We start from the raw sequence: 20,845 nt of genomic DNA, 5'->3' as shown, positions 1-20,845 counted from the left end.
CTCCGCCGCCCCGGTAGCACAGCAACCGGGGCTAGCCTGGAAGAGCACACAACACAACGCAACGCAAGGCTACCCCCGGTTGATTCAACCGGGGCCGACGAAGTCGGTAGGAAGTCTCGAGCAAGACCCACACCCGCCAGCAATCATTCGTCCCCGGCGAACATCCGTTCCCGGCGTTCAACCTCCGCCCGAGACTTCTTGCGGCTCCGCCGCCCCGGTAGCACAGCAACCGGGGCTAGCCTGGGAGAGCACCAAACACAACGCAAGGCTACCCCCTAGCCTGGAAGAGCACACAACACAACGCAAGGCTACCCCCGGTTGATTCAACCGGGGCCGACGAAGTCGGCGGGAAGTCTCGAGCAAGACCCACACCCGCCAGCAGTCATTCGTCCCTGGCGAACGTCCGTTCCCGGCGAACATCCGTTCCTGGCGAACATCCGTTCCCGGCAGCCAACCTCCGCCCGAGACTTCTTGCGGCTCCGCCGCCCCGGTAGCACAGCAACCGGGGCTAGCCAATGTCGAGGGCGGCACAGCAACCGGGGCTAGCCAATGTCAAGGGCGGCACAGCAACCCGGGCTAGCCAATGGAAGTCACCAGAACCTCACTCTCACCCCTCGCGGGGAGAAGCGCCGTTGCGGATCGATTTGATCTTGGTGACTTGGGATTCGATCCAGTGCTTCCAGTTGGCGTCCTTCTTGGCCTGATCGGCTTGTAGCAAAACCGAGAGGCGCTGGAGGGCGCGGTCGTCCCATTGGTCGGCTTCGCCCCGATACTCCTTCATTCGCTCGCTGATCGCCGCCATCGTCCGGTAACTGAGCACGAGTTCCCGCTGATCGGCGATCGAGGGTTGATCGCGACGGGTCAGCTCCTCGGTCAAACGAACCGCGTCGAGAGCCAACGTCCTGGCGTCCTCGTAGCGACGCGACTGCAACTCCCGCGCGGCAAGCTCCCGACTGATAAGCGCCAAGTCGTGTTTCAAGTCGACGTTCTTCGGATCGCGTTTGGCCAGCTTTTCCAGAAGTTCGCGCGCCGTCCGCAAGTGCGCGGCCGTCTGTTCGATGTCGTCCGCGAGCGAGGCCAACTCCGCCAAGTTGACGTGGGACGCCGCCAGATCCCGCGCTGAGGTCAGTCCGCGCGGGTCCTCATTCGACAGGGCCACGAAGTACTTGTGAGCCTGCTCGAACGACTCCCGCGCTTCGCCACCATGGCCCAACCGCAGGAGGACACGACCGTTCTTCTGGTAGCAAACGGCGACATCCCGCTGCATCTGCCGTCGCTTTTGGAGTGCCTCGCGATTCCGCTGCGGACTCTCGAAGTCGTCCTGACGAACGAGGGCTTCCTGCTGGCGAAGGATCTCGCGTTGATGCATCAGCGCCTCGACGAAGTGCTTCGCCGCGAGGTCAACCTTCCCGGTCTCGAGCGCGATGTCCCCAAACCGATCGCACGCGCTGGCCAGATCCCACTTGGCGCGAACCTCGTCCGGAAACTCCTCGGCGTACTTGCGGCTGATCGCGAGAGCTTCGCTGTAGTGCTTCCCGGCGACTTGCAAGTCCCCCGCCTTGGCGGAGGCGTCCCCCAGACGACCGATCGCGACACTGAGAACGTGGAGCGTGTCGTTCTTGGCGGCGCTGCGGCTCTCGTCGAGATCGGTCGACTCCCTGGGCGTTGACGCGAGTTCCGTTTCGAGGAGTTCCTCGCTGATGCGCACCGCCTGGGCGAAGCGCTCGGCGGCGTCGCCTGTACGGCCGGTCGACAGGAAGATCTCGCCGATACGGATCTGAGCCACCGCCTCGAGCATGTCGATGCGGTCGGAGTCGTCCAGACCACTTTGCAGCCGAATGCCGGCGAGGCTCTCGTTGAGCATGTACTGCTTGAACTGATGGGTGTCGGGCAGTTCCTGCAACCCGTTGGAGATCTCGATGATGACGTCTTGGAGAATCGTCTCGACGACGCGGTACTGCTCATTGCGTTCCTGAAGGCTCCGCTCGGAGTCCTCGAGCGCCTTGGCGGTCTTCGCGTTCGACTGCGCGAGCTCGACGGCGGCGAAGACCGAAACGCCGGTAACGGTCAGCAACAGCATGAAGACCGCGACGCTGAGGGTCGCGACTCCAGGATTGCGTTGACACCAGCGAGCGAACCGAGTCACCGGTCCGATCGGACGGGCGAGAACCGGTTCGCCGGCGAGCCAACGGCCGAGGTCGTCGACAAGTGCCCCCACGTTGACGTAGCGGCGGGAGGGCTCCTTCGACATCGCCTTGAGACAGATCGTTTCGATGTCGCGCGGGATGCGGTCGTTGAGCCGTCTAGGCGGCCGCGGGTCGTCGTGAATCGCCTGCAAGAGGGTCATACGCAAGACCCCTCGGAACGGCGGCTCTCCCGTGAGCAGTTCGTAGAGCACCACCCCGAGGGCGTAGACATCGCTGCGACCGTCGACTTGGCTGGGGTTGGTGATCTGCTCGGGGCTCATGTAGGCGGGTGTCCCGGCGATGACTCCTTCGCGGGTCACCCCGGCGGCCGACTCAAGGGCCCGCGCGAGCCCGAAGTCGGTGATCTTCGCTTGCCCGGTCATCCGATCGAGCATGATGTTCGAGGGCTTGATGTCGCGATGGACAATCCCTTGGCGATGGGCGGCGCCGACCCCCTTGGCGGCTTGCCGGACAATCTGCGCCGCGGTGGTGGGGTCGATGAGGCCTTCGCGGCCGAGCCTGTCGCTGAGGGTTTCGCCGTCGATGTACTCCATGACCAAGTAGGGCGGGAAGTTCGGCGGGCTGCCGACGTCGTGAACGGTGACGACGTTCTCGTGCGCGAGGGCCGCCGCCGCGCGAGCCTCGCGAATAAAGCGAGCCCGTTCGGTTTCGATCGCCGCCAGTTCCCCTTTAAGGACTTTGAGCGCGACCGTCCGCCCCAGACGCGTGTCGTAAGCGCGAAAGAGAACGCCGCTGCCCCCTCGGGCGATCTCTTTGTGAATGTGGTAAGATGCCAGCCGGCCGAGTGGGGCCTCGGACGTGGGCGGTTCGGGAAACTCGATCCGGTTGTCGTCTTCCTCGGACTCCTCGCCGGAACGCTCCTCCGGAGGCTCTTCGCGCATCCGGCTGAGAAGCTGCTCCAGAGCGGGATCGGAATCTTGCTCTTGAGTGGGGAGATCCCCGATGAGCTGTTCGGCGTCGGCTTGGGTCAAGTCGTCGAGGCGAAGCTGGCAGGACTCGCACCGTTCAACGAGACGCCCCACTCGCAGCTGCTCGTCGTCAGCGAGTTCTTCGGCGAGAAAGCGCCGAAGCTGATCATCGGTCGGACAATCGGGACGGCAGTTGGTCATGGGCCCGCAAGCGCTATTCGGCGGATTGGCTTTCCGGGGCGTCGGTGCCGTTGAGCTTGGCAACCTCCCCTCGCAGCATCTTAATCACCCGCGACTTGGCGACATAGACCTCGGAGACGGCGATTCCCAAGGTCTTGGCGACCTCGGCGGCCGGCTGGCGGTCGATGGCGTTGAGTTGATACGCCTGCCAGGTGTGCGGCTTGACGCGCAAACGGATCCGGGCGTGAGCCTCGTCGAGCATTTCCCGCTCGGCTTCCGCTTCGATCATCGCGGCCAGGTCGGCGATCGCCTCGGGGGCGTGCAAGGCATGCAGACTCTGCAGGACCTGAGTATCGCCCGAGCCCCGTCCCGGCCGGGACCAGCCTTTGGAGAGATCGCGAATGGCGTTGTTGGTGACCGTCTTGAGCCACCCTCGGAAGCTGCCTTTGGAGGGATCGTACTCGAAGCTGCGCATGGCGGCAACGAGCTTGCCGAGGACCTCCTGGGTGACGTCGGACGCGTCGGCCTCTTGCAGTCGATGACGGCGACACCAGTGAAAGATCTTTGGGGCGTAGCGCTCGAGGAACTGGTTCCAGGCCTCGCTGTCGCTCAGATCGCGCAGGCGCAGCAGGAGCGTCGCCCGAGTCCTCCGTGAATCTCGATCCTCAATCATTCGCCAATCCCTACGTTGTCATCATGCGAGCCAGACGGCACGCGGCATCGGCCATCGGTGGCGTTGCCATTGGGAGATGAGCGACGACATCGCTTCCACTCCTCTTTTACGTGCATTGTGAGCGAAGAGAACTGCCCTGCGGCACGGAAAGACCACCCTTGCCAACGCTCGCGCCACCCAAGACGCCCAGCCTACGCAAACTGCACCTCGTGCATCCCTGACGTGGAGCGACCCTCTAGGGCTGTAAGGCGGGAACGGAACCAAAACCGGCGGGTTTTGATCCTTTAAACCGACAGATCGGCTCCGTTTTCCTCTGATTTGACGCGAAAGAGAGCAGAACAGATCCCGATTTCCAACTGATCGCGGAATTCGCCGACCTTCCTCCGAAGAGAACCTATCGCCATAACCCCATACCTTCAAAACGGTTCCGACACACGGAGACCTAGAGAACCAAACTCGTCAGATTTTTGTCCGTTCGACGTGCAAGATCCGACTCTCGGTTGGGTACCTATTGATGAAGAGTGCCCGGAGCAGGTCACCTTTGCGGTGCGCGTTGGCAGAGACCACCTTGGACACTCCCACGTCCAGGACGCCAACGAGGCAGAGAATCAAGACATCTGCGCACCGTGATGGTGGCTCGCTCCCCCTTCGGGGTTTCTCGAACGAGTACATGGCGCGATGGTTCGCTTGGGCTCCCAGGCGGGAGCTTGATGGTGAGGCGACTTTTGCGGGGATAAAGCGAAAGGCCACGGACGCAGCCAAGAAAAATAAAACTCGCTGGACCGGCAGGCCCTAAGCAATCCGGCCGGCCCAACGAGGCATGGAGAACCAAGACAACAGAAGTATAGCGTCTGTCTTCGACCCGATCCAGTCCGATCGGCGGATTCTGCTGCGCCGGGCCCAGGAGCCTATCGACGCGGCAACCTGGAATTCTTCCCGTTCTTGCCCTAGCGCCCCTCCTTCACCCTTGCTCCTTCGGCCTACTTCACGTTGCTCATGTTGCTCGGCTCCGAGGCGAGCTGCGTCGGCACAAACCGGTAGAGGCCGCTATCTCCTTGCTGCTTAACGAGTTCCATCCGATGTGCCGGCAGCTTCGACCGGTAGGTCTCCTCCACCACGTCGATACGACCGACCGCAAAGAATGGTCCCTTCGAACCAACCGTATCCTCGACGCGGCCCGGATCCCGAACTTCTCGACTCACGTGGTCAAAATAATAGTGGGCCGCCGGGATGTGGATCGCTTTCTTGTTCCTCCCGTCCGACTCCATCAGCAAAAAGATCGTCTCTTCTTGCGGAACTTCGCCCTGAATCGTCGGAACGAGCCCCTTCGCCGCCCAAAGGGCCTCCTGTTTCGGCAACGGCAAGTAGAACGAAGCCTGGAATATCACCGCCCAGCATCCGAGCACCCCCATGACCGGACGCGGCCAACGCTCCCACACCGGCAGACCGTTGATCGCCAGCCCCGCCAAGATCGCCACCCCGGGATACATCGGCACGATGTACCAGTAGTGCGGGGCCCCGAAGTACGAGAACATCCCCGGAATCACCAACGCCCAGCAAGCCATCAGCATCGGCAGCTTCTCGTTGGCCGTCACGCGCCGATAGACCGCCCAGCCCGCCCCGAAGAGCATCATTACCACCAAGACGTTGTGGCGCTCGACAAGATATCGCGTGTAGAAGAGGTGATCGTTGAAGTCGTCGGCGAAGGAATAGTTCTTGTAGTAGAACCAGTCGAGAAACGCGGCGCCGTGCACGACGTACTGATGCAGGTACCACGGCAAGCCGATCGCCGCGACGATGCCGAACCGGGCATACCAGCGCCACTGCCGCAGGGGCGCGAGATCCCACGCGACGATCATGTACGCCACTTCGATGATCACTCCGAGCACCCCGACTTGGTTCTTCGTGGCGATCGCGAGTCCCATCCACAGCCCCGACATCCAAAAGGCGTTCGGCCGCCCGCGCGCTCTCCAGAAGCTGATGAGCTGAAGCGTTAGGAAGAGGGTGACGGGGATATCCATCTGCCCCTTCGCGGAGAAGCGAACAAAGTCTTGCGCCCCCAGCAACACAAGGCCCGTCAACAGCGCCACCGCGACATTCACCTCGCGGCGAACGAACCCAAAAACCGCGAGCAGGCACGCGAGCCCACATCCCATCGTGAAGATCCGCGACGCGAAGTCGGAGACTCCGAAGAGCTTGAAGGAGACCGCCGTCGTCCAAAGAAAGAGCGGCGGTTTCTCCCAGAAGGGTTCGCCGTTGTAGTAGAAGGTCAGCCAATCGCCCGAGTGCAGCACATTGCGACCGACCGAGGCGTACCACGCTTCGTCGAAGCTCGCCATTGGGTTGTAGATCGCCGCCGGCAAGACCATCATCGCGTAGAGGAAAGTCAGCAACGCGACCGACGCGACGATCTTTCCCCGGTTCGCCGATCCCCTCAAATCGCCAGCATGAAGCGAGTCACTCATCGACGCGTTTCTCCCGGAGAACTCGTGCCTACCCGATTCCCCGACCCTTCGGAGAAACCCGGCTCGTACTCGGCCGTAGAAAACGCGTCAAGGTTCGGGAAGTGCGGCGGGAGGCTTTGGGTGTGGTCGAGAAACCCGATTGTTCGTCTCTTCGGGCTAGCCCCGGTTGCTGTGAGGTGACTTGCCTCCATGCACGTAGCACCTTTCCCGTGCTACTCTCGATACTAGCTAGCCCCGGTTGCTGTGCTACTCTCGATACTGGCTGCCCCGGTTGCTGTGCTACTCTCGATACTGGCTGCCCCGGTTGCTGTGCTACCAGCTTGTTTCCTTCACCTCCCCATGTGAGCGTGCCGCACTCTCGATACTGGCTAGCCCCGGTTGCTGTGCTACCGGGGCGGCGGAGCCGCAAGAAGTCACGGGTGGAGATTGAACCACAGAGGAAACGCCCGGGTGGCCCAGATTGCTCGCCAATCTGGGCGTGCGCAGCACGCAAGAGGCCCATGAAAGAAGACGGCGAGCAATGACGCGAAACTGGATAACTTGGTGTATTGCGGTTACGCTTTCACTCAATCAGTGAAGCGGCACCGGGAATCAACCTTTGGCGTGAGCGCCAGGCGCTCGAGAGGAGATTTGCGAATCTCCACCTCAGGTGGGCGGCGATCCAGAACCACGGTACGCTCCTCGGTGTCTTTGAGGTGAATGCGATCACGTGGTGTTCGACTGGGGCTCTTTCCAACTCGGGACGCACATGAGATTCACAGAAAACGGACCATGGATACCTGACGAACTTCTCCGAGCAAGAGACGAAGGACGCGTTGTCTTCTTCTGCGGCGCGGGAGTGTCGCGAGCACGAGCCGGGCTTGTGGACTTTTTCGGTTTGGCCGACGCCGTCATCAAGGAACTCGGCGCAGCCGCTGACAGCAACGCGAAAAAGCTCCTCGAAAAGGCGAAGGAAATTGGAGAAGAACTCGATGTCACTGGACTGATCTCCGCCGACAGGGTGTTCTCGCTCTTGGAACGCGAATTCACAACACCGGACATTCAATCGGCTGTCGCAAAGAGTCTGAAACCAGCGTCGGACGTGGATCGTACGGCGCACGACGTACTCCTTCGTTTGGCCCGGACACCTGAAGACAAGACACAACTCGTCACGACGAACTTCGACCGCCTTTTCGAATCCGACCCCAGCACGATCCAGACTTATCTGCCTCCGCGTTTACCTCAACTTTCACGAGGTGACGCTCTAAACGGAATCGTCTACCTCCACGGTCGTGTCGATATCGAGTATCAACACGCGGAAGCCGACGGGTTCGTCTTGTCTAGCGCAGATTTCGGCCACGCCTACCTGACTGAGGGCTGGGCAACGGAGTTCTTCCGCGAAATCGTTCGAAAGTATGTTGTCGTCTTCGTTGGGTACTCTGCTGACGATCCTCCTGTTCACTACCTTCTCGAAGGATTGAGACGAAGCCCTGACTCATTGAACCGTCTCTACTCCTTTCAGTCTGATGGATCAGTCGAGGACACTGCAAGATGGCGACATAAGGGAGTTCACCCAATTGCCTATGCGAGAGCGGATGGACATCCCGCCCTGTGGGACACGTTGGACGAGTGGGCACTTCGGGCGGAAGATGCTGAACGGTGGCAACGAAACGTTCGGCTCTATTGCCAAATCTGTGGGTGGTGAGTGTCTTCTCCGTTCCGCTTGGTAGTGGAGGTTACCGCCGTATGCCAAGGGCCGCGTCCGGCTGCTGCTTTGCCTGGTCTTCTCGCTTCGCTCGCCCTGCATCCTCGCCATCGTGGCTCGGCTTCGGTCGCCCGGCAAAGACTCCTCCTTGGCCGTTGGCGGGGAGGATGTTCCACTGGTCAAGCGGAAAGGAGAGAAGTCGGCAGGAGGGAGTAAAAGAGCATCCCGCTCTCGAGTGGCGCATGATGGAGTTTGCGAGGACTTCTTCAAACGCCAGCCGCGAGAGACGGGATGCGACTTCAGGTTATCCTCAACGCCTTGGAGCGTCACGGGAGTTTCGTCTACGAATCGGCGGCTTGGGCCGATTCGTCGAAAGAGGGACTGCTGGTTCGGGTTCGCCCACGGCGTCGCAGCCGGCCGATCTGTTCGGGTTGCGGGAATCGTGGCGGCACGTACGACCACTTGCCGGAGCGCCGTTTCCAGCATGTGCCGCTGTGGGGCCTGGCGGTCTGGTTCGTCTACGCGGCACGGCGGGTCGCATGCCCTGTTTGCGGGGTGAAGGTGGAACGCCTTCCCTGGGCGTCGGGCAAGGAGCGAACGACCACGAGTTTCCAATGGTTCCTGGCCCGTTGGGCCAAACGCTTGAGTTGGCGTGAGACCGCCGCGATCTTCGGCACGAGTTGGCACACCGTCTTTCGTGCGGTGAAAATGGCGGTTTGCTGGGGAATCCGCCATCGCGAGCTGGAAGGGATCGAGGCGATCGGCATCGACGAGGTCGCCTACCGCAAGGGCCATCAGTACTTCACCCTGGTCTATCAGATCGACCGCGGATCGCGTCGTCTGCTTTGGGTCGGGCAAGACCGGACCAAGGAGACGCTCGGTCGTTTCTTTCGCTTCTTCGGCAGGCGGCGAACCGAGCGGCTGAAGTACATCTGCAGCGACATGTGGAAAGCCTACCTGTCGGTCATCGCTCGCGAGGCCAATGGGGCCCTGCACATCCTCGACCGCTTCCACATCATGCAGTTGTTCAACAAGGCGATCGACAAGGTGCGGGCCCAGGAGGCACGCGAACTCAAACGCAAGGGCTTCGAGGTGCTCAAGCGGACGCGTTGGCTGCTGCTCAAGCGTCGCGGCAACCTCAAACGCAAGGAGGTCCTTCGTCTCAACGAGTTGTTGACGCACAACCTCAGGACGGTCAAGTGCTACCTGATGAAGGAAGATTTCCAGCGGCTTTGGGACTACAAGGCTCCCTGGCGGATCGGATCCTTCTTCCAGGAGTGGCTCGACCGGGCCTTGAGCACACGGATCGAACCGATGCGCAACCTGGCACGAACCCTCGAGCGTCACGCCGAGCAGATCTTCAATTGGTTCGAGGCAAAAGGAGAGATTTCCGCGGGCGCCGTCGAGGGAATGAATCTGAAGGTCAAATTGACGACCCGCCGATCCTACGGCTTTCGCGACCCCAGCACCCTCAAATACGCTCTCTATCACAATCTCGGCAACCTCCCCGAGCCACCATCGACCCACAAATTCTGAAGACGAGGCAAACGTTCTTGAGCGTGCACAGGATGGACCGAGGCGGTTGAGACCATACGAACGAGGACAAGTCGCCCACGTTGTGTCAACCCGCGATGGTGCTAAAGCTTTCTCCGAATCGGTGCCGCCTGCAGAGTGGCTATGCGTCCTTGACTCTCGATGCCGCCATGAACGGCCCGGCCAAGTCGACTGGGCGAGCACAGACAATCCGACCGTCGATCCCTTTTCCTTGTACGGCTTGGATTCCGATGCTATTCCTCAGCAAAGCGAGAACGATTCGAACCCGAATAACGGGGAAACGCCAATCGATGCTTGGGACGCCTTTGTCGTAAGTGAAAGGGATCAAGTAGTTCTCGCGTCTGCCAAACTTCCGAACGTTCGTGGGCACTTGGCTTCCAGCACTCCATCATTACCTATGCGCCTATTCTGGCTCGCCGAGTGGATTGGGAAGGCCCTACACGAGCCAGCAACAGTTTGGTGGGCTCTCCGGCAAGGACCTCTACATCCGGACTATTGCCGAATCATCGAGCGGGGACTCGCGCGCTTTCGTGACGAGATCGATGCCACCTTCCAACAAGCTTGGAGCTACGTCCTCGAAGCGTGGGACGCCTCGGCCCAGCGACGAAGACTCGATTGGTACGATCTGAAAGAAGACCTCAATCGCGACGGATGGTCGCCTCGTGGCGTTCGACGATTCGTCAGTCTCGGTGAGCCCTATCTAACAATTGGTCCGGGATTGAACCGATCGCCAGTTCCGCCAACCTCCGTCGAAGCCTTTCGTGAGTTCGTCCTGTCGTACGTTGAGGTTGAGTGTCCTGTTCCACCACGCGATGCTGAAATCCCGGACGAATGGCTGCATCAGGTCGTGCGCGGACTTCGCACAAACCTAGAGGCGGCAGCTCGACTCAAAGAAGAAGCAGACGACTACGACCGCTCTTTCATCTGTCCCCTTGAAGAAGACGACCTCCCCAACCTATCCGACTACGATCGCACCCACGGCTTCTCGGGGTGCGTGTTCTCTTTCTCCCGACTGTATGAGCGACTCCTCGATGTTGATCGAGCACGAGCAAGGGAAGAGTTCGCGGCTTGGCCTTCGGATGAACATATTGCATTCGCAAGACTTCGCGTTTGGGCAAGCGGAAAACGAGAACTTGCAACGCCTGAAGCATTCTCTCGGGTTGTAATCAGCTTGACGGACCGTGTCTTTTGGGGCTCCCGCCATCAACGGGACTTGCTGACGGTGTTGGAGAGGCGATGGGCCGAACTACCGGTTGGAGATCGGCAGCGAATAGAGGCTCGACTACTGAGCGGCCCCACACGTTTTGAAGGCGAAAGTGAGGAAGGGTTCACGGAGCGCGCCGCATGGGAAGTGATGGAACGACTGGAGTGGCTTCGAACGAACGGATGTAAATTCTCCTTCAATGTTGAGCAAGAGATCTCCGATCGCAGGCCAAAAGCACCCAACTGGAAACCAGAGTACGCGAAGCATGCCGCAGAGTCACGAGAAGGCCGAAGTGGGAGAGTCACGACAGAAATAGATTGCAGCGTGCTCTTGACTGGTTCAATTGACTCAATACTCCCGACAGCATCGAATTTGACTGCTACGTCAACATCCAGCTTTCAGAGACTAGACCCGTTCGCTGGACTGAGCGCCGAACGCCCGAAACGTGCGTACCTCGCACTCGCTCATGCCGCAGAACGTAAGGACTTTCCGGTATGGGCATGGAAGAAGTTCCTGGACTCCGACGCGAGAACCAATGACTCCTCGAGATTCTCCGCGGCCATCGCGGCTCGACTGTGTCGGTGTCCGGATGAAGTTCTCTCACAGTTGCTGTTCTCTGCGACTTGGTGGCTACAGAAAGTCGCCAAGCCGATGTCCACCAATTTTCCCGACTGCTTCAAATCATCCCTACAGCGATTTATCGACGTCGCAAGAGTCCATCCCAATTCGACTTCTTCTGCCATTGGAAGTTCCGGGCGCGGTCGTGATTGGGTTACGGAGGCCATGAATGCGCCTCTGGGTCGCATTGTTCGAGCGATCTTCGATGACCCGGGTTTCGAAGCGACTGGCACTTTGGCAGGATACCTTGATCTGCTTGATCAGTGCCTTCGCCTTCCTGGTGATGCAAGGCGGCACGCCATCGCGATCCTGTCACTAGATGTTCGCTGGTTGCACACGAAGGACACTGATTGGACTGATCGAAATCTACTTGGTGTCCTCAACTCGGATGATCAGCAGGATTGTGATGCGTTTTGGTCAGGAGTCCTGTATCGCTCTGAACTACTGCCTCCCGCTCTGTACCTTCGGCTGAAGGAAGAATTGATCCGTCTCTGCAAGGCGAAACCCCGACTTAGCGAAGGACACGAGCGATCACTCGCACACCTTCTCATTCAGGGATGGGTGTCGACCGACGAGAACGCCGGATACCGATGGCTAGACTCCACGGAGTTCAGAACTGCGCTCCTTGAAGGAGGAGACGAACTTCGGTCCAATGTGCTGTGGCACTTCGAAAGGGTTCTAGAAAACGAATCGGCGGACGAGCGAAGAGAGTGGCAGACTAGAGCCAACAACTTTTTCAAGGATGTCTGGCCGCGGCAGCGAGAGGTCAAGACACCGGAAGTGAGCGCCAGACTTCTTGAATTCCTCGTATCCCACCCGGACACCTTCACGGCCCTCGTCGACGCCGTTTCTCCGCTGCTGATGACGATCGAGAACGGAATGCGATATCACGTCCGCTTCCCGCCCAAGGCGGAAGATCTGATCCGATCGAACCCCGAGCGTTTCCTCCACGTCATGGACATCGTGCTGTCGGAGAATGCCCGAGACTGGCCGTGGGGAATCGTCCTCAAGTTTGACGAGTTCGCCAAGGTATGGGAAGCCGAGGACTCCTTGCGTTCCGATCCCCGATTCATTGAACTTCGCCGAAGGTGGAACACGAGGTAGCCGCGTCGTGTCGTTGTCTAACCCGGTTCTTGGAAGTCGCCCGTAGGCTGGGATGTTGCACTGTCTTGACACCTATCTGAAGTGGACAAGAGACCCCCTCTATCTCCCCCTTGGACAAGGGGGAGCATCAAGAGGGAAACCCTTGGACAAGGGGGAAGTGAAGTGGCAGGCAAATGGCCTGCCCTACGTGTGTTTCCGAGGCGGTGGCCTGGTCGGCGTGGATGTTGCGGACTGGGCTCAGGCGGTTTCGGCGGGGGAGGCAAGGAGTGTGCCGATGGGGGGAAGGACGTCGAGGGTGCCGCGACGGACGGCGTCGAAATAGCGGTAGAGCTGTAGTTCGAGCAAGTCCGCGACGTCGGGAGACTCGGCCGTGAGATCGTTGACGTCCCAGCGGTCCTCGGGCTTGGCGTGAAGACGGCGACGTTCCTCCTCCGGCTCGAGGTCGTGGCCGAGGGAAAGGACGAGCTGCCATTGATGAGTGCGAATCGCGTAGCGCGTCTCCTCGAGACCGAGGCAGAGGAAGTCGCGAATCGGAATCGGCTCGCCCCGAACCAACGGCAAGAGACTGGTGCTCTCCGCGAGCGGTTCGCTCGGTTCGACGCCAAAGTGATCGCTGAGCGTCGCCCGCAAGTCGGACGCTTGCACGAGCGAGGGACTGCGCCGCGCTTGCTCGCCACCAGGAACGCGCATCAGCAGCGGCGTGTGAATTCGCTCCTCGAAGAGCCACGGTTTGCCATTGCCGACAAGTTCATGCTCGCCGAGTGGATAGCCCTGATCCGCCGTCAGCAGCCAAAGCGTCTGGTCCGGGTCGAGTTCGGTCGTCTCGAGAAAGCGTCCGAACGCCTCGTCGAGGGCGGAGACGCGCGCCCCATAGCTCATGCGGAGCCGATCGAGCGACTCGGGATCGACCTCCTCCCCGACGAGTCCGTTGGGGAAATCGACGATCGGCTCGGCCTCCTCGTCGAGGTAGCGCGATGCCGCCTCCTCGTTCATGCCGAGCGAGGCCACATCGGTCGGCGCGTCGATCCAGAGTAGCCAATCCTCGTCGGGGTGCTCCTCGATCCACCCGGCCGCTTTGGCGAGTAGGAGTTCGAGGGTGTCCTCGGGTTCGCCGAGAATCGTCCCAAATCCCCCTGGCGAACGATTGCGGCCGACATGAATCGTCGCGACGCCGAGCGAGTTCAAATCATCCAAGAGCGTGGTGGCGGGGCGTTTGCCGGAGAAGCCCGATCGGCCACTCAAGCCAGCCTCGCGCCAGATGCCGGCGCGGGGCTGATTGGGGAAGCAAAAGTCAAAGAGAAAGCCGGTGGCGGCGAACTCGTCCAACGCGGGGGTCTCGATCCACTCGTTGCCGTAGCAGCCGACGTAGCCGACCGGAAGCGAATCGAACACAACGACAACGGCCTTCATGATTCACGACCCATCACTGCCCCAGTAGTCGGATTTGGTCGCGAATCTCGGCCGCCAGTTCGTACTGTTCGCGCCGGATCGCGTCATTGAGTTTCTCTTCGAGTTGTTCGCGTCGATCGCGGGGCCTCAGCTCCTCAATCCGCTGGCGCAGGGCTTCGAGCTGTTGGATCTCGTCGCTGTCGCCGATCTGGTCGGAGAGCCCGTACTCGCGATAGAACTCCTCGATTTCGACGCGGCCCCGGACGATCGACTCGACGGCGGCGCCGAAATCCTGTTGCTCGATGGAGTCGAGCGATTCGGCCCGCGCCCGGTGGTAGATGACGAAGCCGCGATACTGGTCGAGCAAGCGGGCGTCGTCCTCGTCGGACGCGTAGGAGCGAGCGAACGCAAAGACCTCGAGGTTGCGTTCGGCGTCGCTGGCGGCGCGTTTGTAGTTTCCCAGCTCGAAGAAGCAGAGACGGCGCTGGTAGTAGAGCAGCGCCTCGGCGGCGAGCGATTGGCACTCGTCGTGCCCGAGTTGGAACTCCTCACCGGCGCCCTGCGCCATGTGCTTGAGGTAGTCGAAGTAGGAGTCGAATCCGGAGGGGCGGACGCCGTCGGGTCGGCCCTCCAGCTCGAATTGCAGGAGTCCCAGAGGGAGACGCCGTTGAATCTTCGGGCGACCGTCAACCCCTTGGATGACGCGGACCGCCGGATCCTCGACTGGCCAACTATTGAGGATGGCGCTGATGTCAGACGACATGCCCACGCTCCCTAGAGAAATCCCTCATGAAGCCTCCAAAGTCCGGCCGTTTTGGTCGGAGAACCACCCGGTGCTCGCTACCTGGTCGAGTGCCACGACGCGGGAAGACGCGAGGCCTCTCGTGCGTCATCCCCATTCACGGTGCCTAGCAGCGGAGACCCAACTCGTTGTCACTGAACAACAAGCGATCCGTGGCATCCAAGGCGTTCGATGGACCGACGACCAACGGTTGAGACAAAGCTTAGTGTCCCGCCAACTCCCGGAGCCCGGCGAGTTCGAAGAGCGACCGCAGCCCCGTCGAGGCGCCGTTCAACTCGACCTTGCCCGGGCAAGAGCCAATCGCGTGAAGCAGCGCGTCGAAGCCATAGCAGTCGACGTAGTCAAGCGACGAGACATCGAGCACGACGGATCGCTCGGCGCGAAGGTGCTCCGACAGGGCAGCCTCAAACGCGGAAACGCTCTCCAGATCGAGTCGATCGTGGAGAAGACGTAAGGTCACCCCGCTGGGGGTTACCTCGACCTCAACGGGATAGCTGTCTGGCACCATGGAGTGCGTCGGATCGCATGAGGGTGACTCCGTACCAACGACGACGAGCCCCACGCTCAGTTCGGCTCGTCGTTTCGACGGATACGCCCCGGCGACAGGGCCGGCGCGTGGCGAATGCTGATCATCGCCGATTGACTAGACGGCGGCCCCTTCGAGCGCCTTTTTGAGTTCGGCCTTGCCGGTGACTCCGGTGAAGCGTTGGACGACCTCGCCCCCCTTGAAGACCATCAGGGTCGGGATGGCGCTGACGCCGTACTTGGCCGGAACCGTCGGGGAATCGTCGATGTTCATTTTACCGACGCTGTAGTCCTGGCCCATTTCGCCGGCCAGTTCCTCGATAGTGGGAGCGATCATCTTGCAAGGACCGCACCAGGGGGCCCAGAAGTCGACAAGGACCGGCTTGTCGCTCTTGAGCACCGATTCCTCGAAATTGCCATCATTGAACTCGTGAACGTTGTTGCCGGACATCGTCGTAAACCCCTCTTCGTTCGTCGCCGGTACCGCCACCAGAAGCCACCCACAGAAGCCATTTCCGCTAGGATTCTGCTTGGAATCGTCGCCGTCGCCCCGGCAGTCGGGACGATCGGCCAACGCTGGCCACGGAGAAACGAGTTGTCGTCCACGCCACGGCATGTCCGCAACCCCGCCAATGCGTAGGGATTATAGGATGGGTCGATAGCGCGTCAAACAACGTGTCAAACGCCTTGAACAACAGGGTAGAACGCGCCTTGGAGCGTCCGAGAGCGCTGTCCGAGGGGACCATGCAAGGGATCCGAACCACGCGATGAGCACCCCCATGAGTCTGACGGAAATCTTCGTTTGTCCGGCCACCGGCGAGCCCCTCCGCGAGCGACACGACACGTCGCCTCGGTCTCTTGAGTCGACCGGCGGCCAGCACTACCCGATCGTTGACGGAATCGCCCGTTTCGTCGAGGACGACGATTTCGCCGATTCGTTCGGGTTCCAATGGAAGCGATTCGAAGTTCGCCAGCCCGCCGAGGACGAGGAGACGTTCGAAGTGAAGACCGGCGTGGCTCCCGCGGCGCTTTCGGGGCAACGCGTGCTCGACGCTGGTTGCGGAGGAGGCCGCTACTCGCGAATCGCCGCCGAGCATGGAGCCCACGTCGTGGCGGTCGATCGCAGCCGGGCGGTCGAGAAAACCCGGGAACTGACCGCGCATTTGCCGAATGTAACGCTTGCCCAGGCGGACTTGCTGACACTTCCTCTCCCGAAAGCGAGCTTCGACCTGGTATTTAGCGTCGGGGTGTTGCACCATAGCCCTGACCCGCGAGCGTGCTTTCGCGCGATCGCCGAGTTGGTCAAGCCGGGGGGACGACTGAGCGTCTGGGTTTATCGCCGGAATACGTGGCCGCAGGAGGTCATTAACGACTCGCTGCGATGGGTGGCGCACCGGCTTCCCCGTTCAATCCTGCTCGGATTTTGTCGAGTGGGAGCGTTTCTGGGAGGAATTCCAGGGCTGAATCGAGTACTCAACAAGGTGGTGAGTTTCAGCAACCACCCGGATGGGGAAATCCGAGTGTGCGATACGTTCGATTGGTACGCGCCGCGATACCAGTTTCACTATCGCCCTGAGGAGATCAAGGACTGGTTTCTCGAGGCCGGATTCGAAACAATTGAGGAGTTGCCCCCGGCGCGCGACGGAAGGGGTTATCGCTGGGCCTGGAAGCAAGGTCTGCTCCCAGGCAGCGGCGTGAACGTGACGGGGGTTCGGCGCCGGGCAGACGGCTGAGCGACGACAAAATCGTCGCCAGAGCGTTGGAGAGGCCGCGAAATCGCCATGCGAGGGCTCTGGTTTCTCTGGTGCTTTTGCCCCTTCCTATTTGCTCTGTTATACTTTAAGCGATGTCTACAGACGCAGGGACGGAAGCGACCCTTCCGGGCTGACGAGAGTTGATATGGTGTCAAATGTTCAGTCGCCTGCGTGAGATTTGCTCCAGAGTCTTTAGGACGGCCGGAGATTTGGACGAACCAAGCGGAAACCACCGATCGGCCGCGAGCCCCTTCCGTATCCTTGCCGGGAAATGTACGGACATAGGGAACTTTCGCGACAACAACGAAGATCGCTACTACATCGACGAGGAGCGGGCGATCTACATCGTCGCCGACGGCATGGGGGGACAGGCCGCCGGGGAGCAGGCCAGCCAGATCGCCGTCGACATCATCCCGGAGAAACTCGCCAAGTTGCCGGTCGAGTGCCAGGATGAGGAGGAGGTCAAAGGGGCCGTCAGCCAAGCCGTGATCGCCGCCAACGAGGCCATCATCGCGCAAGGAAACGCCGACCCCAGTGTCCAGAACATGGGGACCACCGTCGTCATCGCGACGATGCGCGGCGAAAAGGTCTACCTCGCCCATGTCGGTGACAGCCGGGCCTACTTCTTCCGCGACGGCAGTGTCGCCTCGGTCACCACCGACCACAACCTCGCCCAAGCCCTCTTCGACGCCAAGACGATCACCCAAGAGGAGCTCAAGAACCACCGCTTCAAGCACGTCCTCTGGAAGTACCTCGGTTCCAAGGAGGCCGACGAGGGCCCCGACATGGAGCGTGACAACCTCCAAGCCGGCGATCGAATCCTTCTGGCCACCGATGGTATCTGCGGGGTGGTTGACGACGAGGTCATCGTCGAAACCATCAATCGCCACGACGATCCCCAAGCATGTGCCGAGGAATTGGTGCGGCTAGCCCTCGAATCGGGCTCGAAAGACAACATCACCGTCGTCGTCCTCTTCATCGAGGCGGCGGCCGATCCTTCCCAAACGGCCTCGTCGACCAACGTCGGCTGATCGCCCGTCCTCTGCTTGCGTTGCTTCCAGGATTGTGGCATCCTGGAACGATGCAGAGGAGCGAACGCGTGAGCCCTATCTCCAACGACCCATCGCGTGGTAAGACCGGCAAATTCGACGCCGGTCGCCCAAAGACCGGCCAGGCTGAAGTCGGTCGCCCAAAGACCGGACGCCGCGACTTTCTCAAAGCAGGAACTGTCGCCGGACTGTCATTCGGTCTTGCCGGAGCGACTTCCCCCAGCGTGCCGCCGACACCACGGGCCAAAGCGGTCATCCAATTGTCCCTCGTCGGCGGCCCCTCCCAACTTGAGACCTGGGATCCCAAACCGCACGCCCGAAGCGAGGTGCGTGGGCCCTTCGCGGCGATCCAGACCCGTATCCCCGGCGTCCTCTTCAGCGAACTCTTCCCGCGCATGGCAGTCGCGGCCGACCAGTTCGCGGTCCTTCGGACTCTCAGCCACGACGAAGCCCCCCGGCACGACACCGGGCACCAGTTGCTTCAGACCGGCACCATCGCTCGCGAAGGCACCACCCTGCCCCATTTCGGCGAGCTGGCCACTCGAACGCATGCGGGCACCGCGCCGATGACACCGTGGGTCGTCCTGGCGGGGTCGACGTCGCCCTCGTGCGATTCGCTCTCGCGGACCGACGCCGCCACGAGGCTTGCTCCCTCGACACCAACTTCCGTCGACGGGTCCCGCTACGGCGCCACCGCCTTTGGAAAGGCCTGCGCCAGTGCCCCTGGGCTCATCGAACGGGGAGCGCGTGTCGTCACGATCGACATGTTCCCCGGAATCTTCCAACAGATCAGTTGGGACGTCCACGCCAACGGTCGGCGCTTCCCGACGACGTTTGATCACTACCGGGATCAAGTGTCTCCCGCCTTCGACTGGGCCTTCACGGCGCTGCTCGAGGATCTGACCGCTCGCGGCATGATCGACGATGTCCTCGTCGTCGCGATGGGCGAGTGTGGCCGAACCCCGAGGCTCAACAACCAGGGGGGTCGCGATCACTGGACCGGAGCCTGGAGCATCCTCATGGCCGGGGGCGGCGTTCGTGGCGGCCAAGTCCTCGGAACGACCGACGATTCCGCGAGCTATCCCATCGATCGGCCAGTCCATCCCACTGAAGTCAACGCGACGATTCGGTCCTTCCTGGGCATCTCTTCATCGGACGAGTCCCCGTCCGCGGCCCGCCCGCTCGGGGAACTTTTCGCGTAGGTGCTGCGCCTTCGGTTCATTGGATGCCACTGGCTGCTTTCCAACCAGTGATTGTGGGATGGGATTCCGCCAACTCGCCATGGGATTGGCAACCAGGACGTGGGCACGGACCTGAGCGCCCGCGATCCGACCGGCCCCATTTCGCCAAGTCTCGACAGATCCGCCATGCTCATCTGCCATTGCTTCTGAAAAGAGGGCCCTTTACCATACCGCGATGTCGATGAATGGGCTCAATCACGATGCCCGCGTCCCGTCATGGCGCTCATCCAGTTTGACGATCTCACGCAGTCGCAGGATTGCCGTCGCCCGAGGATGGCGTTTCGGAACTGATTCCGAATCACGCAGAGGGCCTGAACCAACGATGGAGGGAGTCTGAATGTCTCGTAAGAAGGTCTACCCCGACGCTTGCTCCGCGATCGGGGATACCCCCATGATCCGCATCAATCGCCTCGTTCCGAGCGATCACGCGGAAGTCTATGCCAAGTGCGAATTCTTCCAACCGCTCAATAGTGTCAAGGACCGTATCGGCGTCGCGATGATCGAGGCCGGCGAACGGGACGGCTTCGTCAACGAAGCGACACACATCGTCGAACCGACCAGCGGCAACACCGGCATCGCGCTGGCGTTCGTCTGCGCCGCGAAGGGCTACCGGCTAACGCTCACCATGCCCGAATCGATGTCGGTCGAACGGCGTGCCCTGCTCCGCTCCATGGGTGCGAACCTGGTGCTGACGCCCGCCGCCGAGGGAATGAAGGGCGCGATCAACCGCGCGGCCGAGATCGTCGCGAACAATACCGACGCCTGGATGCCGCAGCAGTTTGAGAATCCCGCCAATCCCGCGATTCACGAGAAGACGACCGGCCCGGAGATCTGGGAAGACTCCGAGGGCAAGATCGACGCGATCGTCGCCGGCGTCGGCACCGGCGGCACGATCACCGGCGTCGCCCGCTACATCAAGGCGAAGAACCCCGACTTCAAGGCGATCGCGGTCGAGCCGATCCACTCGCCGGTCATCAGCGGCGGCGATCCGGGACCGCACAAGATCCAAGGAATCGGGGCGGGCTTCGTCCCCAAGAACCTCGACACCTCGCTCGTCGACGAGGTCGTCACCGTCTCCAACGATCAGGCGTTCGAGTGGTCGCGTCGTCTGGCGAAGGAAGAAGGGATCATGGCGGGGATTTCCAGCGGAGGCAACATGTGCGCCGCCGCCCAAGTCGCCGCTCGCCCCGAGTTCAAGGGTAAGCGCATCGTCACCATCATGTGCAGCTTGGGCGAACGCTACCTCTCCACGCCGCTCTTTGAAGGGTTGACCGGGTAGGAACGCGAGGACAGTTCTAAGGAGTGGGGCGTCGGGAACGATCGCCCCCTCACCCCAAACCCCTCTCCCACAGGGAGAGGGGCTTCTCCCACCACCCTCTCCTTGCCGAAACTGGCTTCTCTTAACACCCTCTCCCCGTGGGAGAGGGAAGCTCGCGCAGCGAGCAGGGTGAGGGGTTCTTCCATCCCGCAGTCAGCCCCCGCTCTCTA

14 protein-coding genes are annotated in these 20,845 nt (G+C 61.2%); 7 read left to right on the top strand and 7 right to left on the bottom strand.

What is annotated here, in order from left to right; translation table 11 throughout:
• Positions 1–607: 607 nt before the first annotated feature.
• From Pan216_RS08715 to Pan216_RS08705, 3 genes are all read right to left on the bottom strand, one after another.
• Positions 608–3,229, bottom strand: coding sequence for a protein kinase domain-containing protein (locus Pan216_RS08715; protein ID WP_419193428.1), 2,622 nt, complete (start codon positions 3,227–3,229; stop codon positions 608–610).
• 100 nt (positions 3,230–3,329) lie between these two features.
• A complete protein-coding gene (locus Pan216_RS08710; protein WP_145257612.1) occupies positions 3,330–3,968 on the bottom strand; it encodes an RNA polymerase sigma factor in 639 nt (212 codons plus the stop codon).
• Positions 3,969–4,948: 980 nt separating this feature from the next.
• A complete protein-coding gene (locus Pan216_RS08705) occupies positions 4,949–6,433 on the bottom strand; it encodes an ArnT family glycosyltransferase (protein ID WP_145257609.1) in 1,485 nt (494 codons plus the stop codon).
• 709 nt (positions 6,434–7,142) lie between these two features.
• On the opposite strand from Pan216_RS08705, the gene Pan216_RS08700 reads away from it, so the two are divergent.
• The 3 genes from Pan216_RS08700 (at position 7,143) to Pan216_RS08690 (ending at position 12,597) form a co-directional block, all read left to right on the top strand.
• Positions 7,143–8,117: an SIR2 family protein gene (locus tag Pan216_RS08700; protein WP_145257606.1), complete on the top strand. Its 975-nt coding sequence runs from the start codon at positions 7,143–7,145 to the stop codon at positions 8,115–8,117.
• Between the two features lie 291 nt (positions 8,118–8,408).
• The gene (locus Pan216_RS08695) at positions 8,409–9,653 is read left to right on the top strand and encodes an ISL3 family transposase (protein WP_145257603.1); all 1,245 of its coding nucleotides are present in this window, start codon (positions 8,409–8,411) and stop codon (positions 9,651–9,653) included.
• Positions 9,654–12,054: 2,401 nt separating this feature from the next.
• Positions 12,055–12,597 (top strand): hypothetical protein, encoded by a 543-nt coding sequence (locus Pan216_RS08690; protein ID WP_145257599.1) that lies wholly within the window; start codon positions 12,055–12,057, stop codon positions 12,595–12,597.
• A gap of 237 nt (positions 12,598–12,834) precedes the next feature.
• On the opposite strand, the gene Pan216_RS08685 is transcribed toward Pan216_RS08690, so the two are convergent.
• The 4 genes from Pan216_RS08685 to trxA all read right to left on the bottom strand — a co-directional run bounded on the left by Pan216_RS08685 (position 12,835) and on the right by trxA (position 15,929).
• A complete protein-coding gene (locus Pan216_RS08685; RefSeq protein WP_145257596.1) occupies positions 12,835–14,007 on the bottom strand; it encodes a sulfatase family protein in 1,173 nt (390 codons plus the stop codon).
• Between the two features lie 13 nt (positions 14,008–14,020).
• Positions 14,021–14,749 carry a UvrB/UvrC motif-containing protein gene (locus tag Pan216_RS08680; RefSeq protein WP_145257593.1) on the bottom strand — a complete coding sequence of 243 codons (729 nt, stop codon included), beginning with the start codon at positions 14,747–14,749 and terminating at the stop codon, positions 14,021–14,023.
• Positions 14,750–14,990: 241 nt separating this feature from the next.
• Positions 14,991–15,296, bottom strand: a complete 306-nt coding sequence (locus Pan216_RS08675; protein WP_145257590.1) for an STAS domain-containing protein — start codon at positions 15,294–15,296, stop codon at positions 14,991–14,993.
• 135 nt (positions 15,297–15,431) lie between these two features.
• A complete protein-coding gene (gene trxA / locus Pan216_RS08670) occupies positions 15,432–15,929 on the bottom strand; it encodes a thioredoxin (RefSeq protein ID WP_419193427.1) in 498 nt (165 codons plus the stop codon).
• Between the two features lie 163 nt (positions 15,930–16,092).
• On the opposite strand from trxA, the gene Pan216_RS08665 reads away from it, so the two are divergent.
• The 4 genes from Pan216_RS08665 to cysK all read left to right on the top strand — a co-directional run bounded on the left by Pan216_RS08665 (position 16,093) and on the right by cysK (position 20,636).
• The gene (locus tag Pan216_RS08665) at positions 16,093–17,046 is read left to right on the top strand and encodes a methyltransferase domain-containing protein (RefSeq protein ID WP_419193426.1); all 954 of its coding nucleotides are present in this window, start codon (positions 16,093–16,095) and stop codon (positions 17,044–17,046) included.
• Between the two features lie 230 nt (positions 17,047–17,276).
• Positions 17,277–18,098 carry a PP2C family protein-serine/threonine phosphatase gene (locus Pan216_RS08660; RefSeq protein ID WP_419193425.1) on the top strand — a complete coding sequence of 274 codons (822 nt, stop codon included), beginning with the start codon at positions 17,277–17,279 and terminating at the stop codon, positions 18,096–18,098.
• A 68-nt stretch (positions 18,099–18,166) separates the two neighbouring features.
• Positions 18,167–19,318 (top strand): DUF1501 domain-containing protein, encoded by a 1,152-nt coding sequence (locus Pan216_RS08655; protein ID WP_419193424.1) that lies wholly within the window; start codon positions 18,167–18,169, stop codon positions 19,316–19,318.
• Between the two features lie 376 nt (positions 19,319–19,694).
• Positions 19,695–20,636 (top strand): cysteine synthase A, encoded by a 942-nt coding sequence (gene cysK / locus Pan216_RS08650; RefSeq protein ID WP_145257578.1) that lies wholly within the window; start codon positions 19,695–19,697, stop codon positions 20,634–20,636.
• The last annotated feature ends 209 nt before the right edge of the window (positions 20,637–20,845 follow it).

This window comes from Kolteria novifilia (assembly GCA_007748055.1).
GTDB classification, from domain to species: domain Bacteria; phylum Planctomycetota; class Planctomycetia; order Kolteriales; family Kolteriaceae; genus Kolteria; species Kolteria novifilia.
This window is presented reverse-complemented; position numbering and strand designations above follow the sequence as displayed.

Bases quoted from the DNA above. Each gene is read 5' to 3' on its own strand.
- cysK (WP_145257578.1), top strand. From the start codon at position 19,695: ATGTCTCGTAAGAAGGTCTACCCCGACGCTTGCTCCGCGATCGGGGAT.
- Pan216_RS08695 (WP_145257603.1), top strand. From the start codon at position 8,409: ATGCGACTTCAGGTTATCCTCAACGCCTTGGAGCGTCACGGGAGTTTC.
- Pan216_RS08675 (WP_145257590.1), bottom strand. From the start codon at position 15,296: ATGGTGCCAGACAGCTATCCCGTTGAGGTCGAGGTAACCCCCAGCGGG.
- Pan216_RS08680 (WP_145257593.1), bottom strand. From the start codon at position 14,749: ATGTCGTCTGACATCAGCGCCATCCTCAATAGTTGGCCAGTCGAGGAT.
- Pan216_RS08665 (WP_419193426.1), top strand. From the start codon at position 16,093: ATGAGTCTGACGGAAATCTTCGTTTGTCCGGCCACCGGCGAGCCCCTC.
- Pan216_RS08685 (WP_145257596.1), bottom strand. From the start codon at position 14,007: ATGAAGGCCGTTGTCGTTGTGTTCGATTCGCTTCCGGTCGGCTACGTC.
- trxA (WP_419193427.1), bottom strand. From the start codon at position 15,929: ATGCCGTGGCGTGGACGACAACTCGTTTCTCCGTGGCCAGCGTTGGCC.
- Pan216_RS08710 (WP_145257612.1), bottom strand. From the start codon at position 3,968: ATGATTGAGGATCGAGATTCACGGAGGACTCGGGCGACGCTCCTGCTG.
- Pan216_RS08705 (WP_145257609.1), bottom strand. From the start codon at position 6,433: ATGAGTGACTCGCTTCATGCTGGCGATTTGAGGGGATCGGCGAACCGG.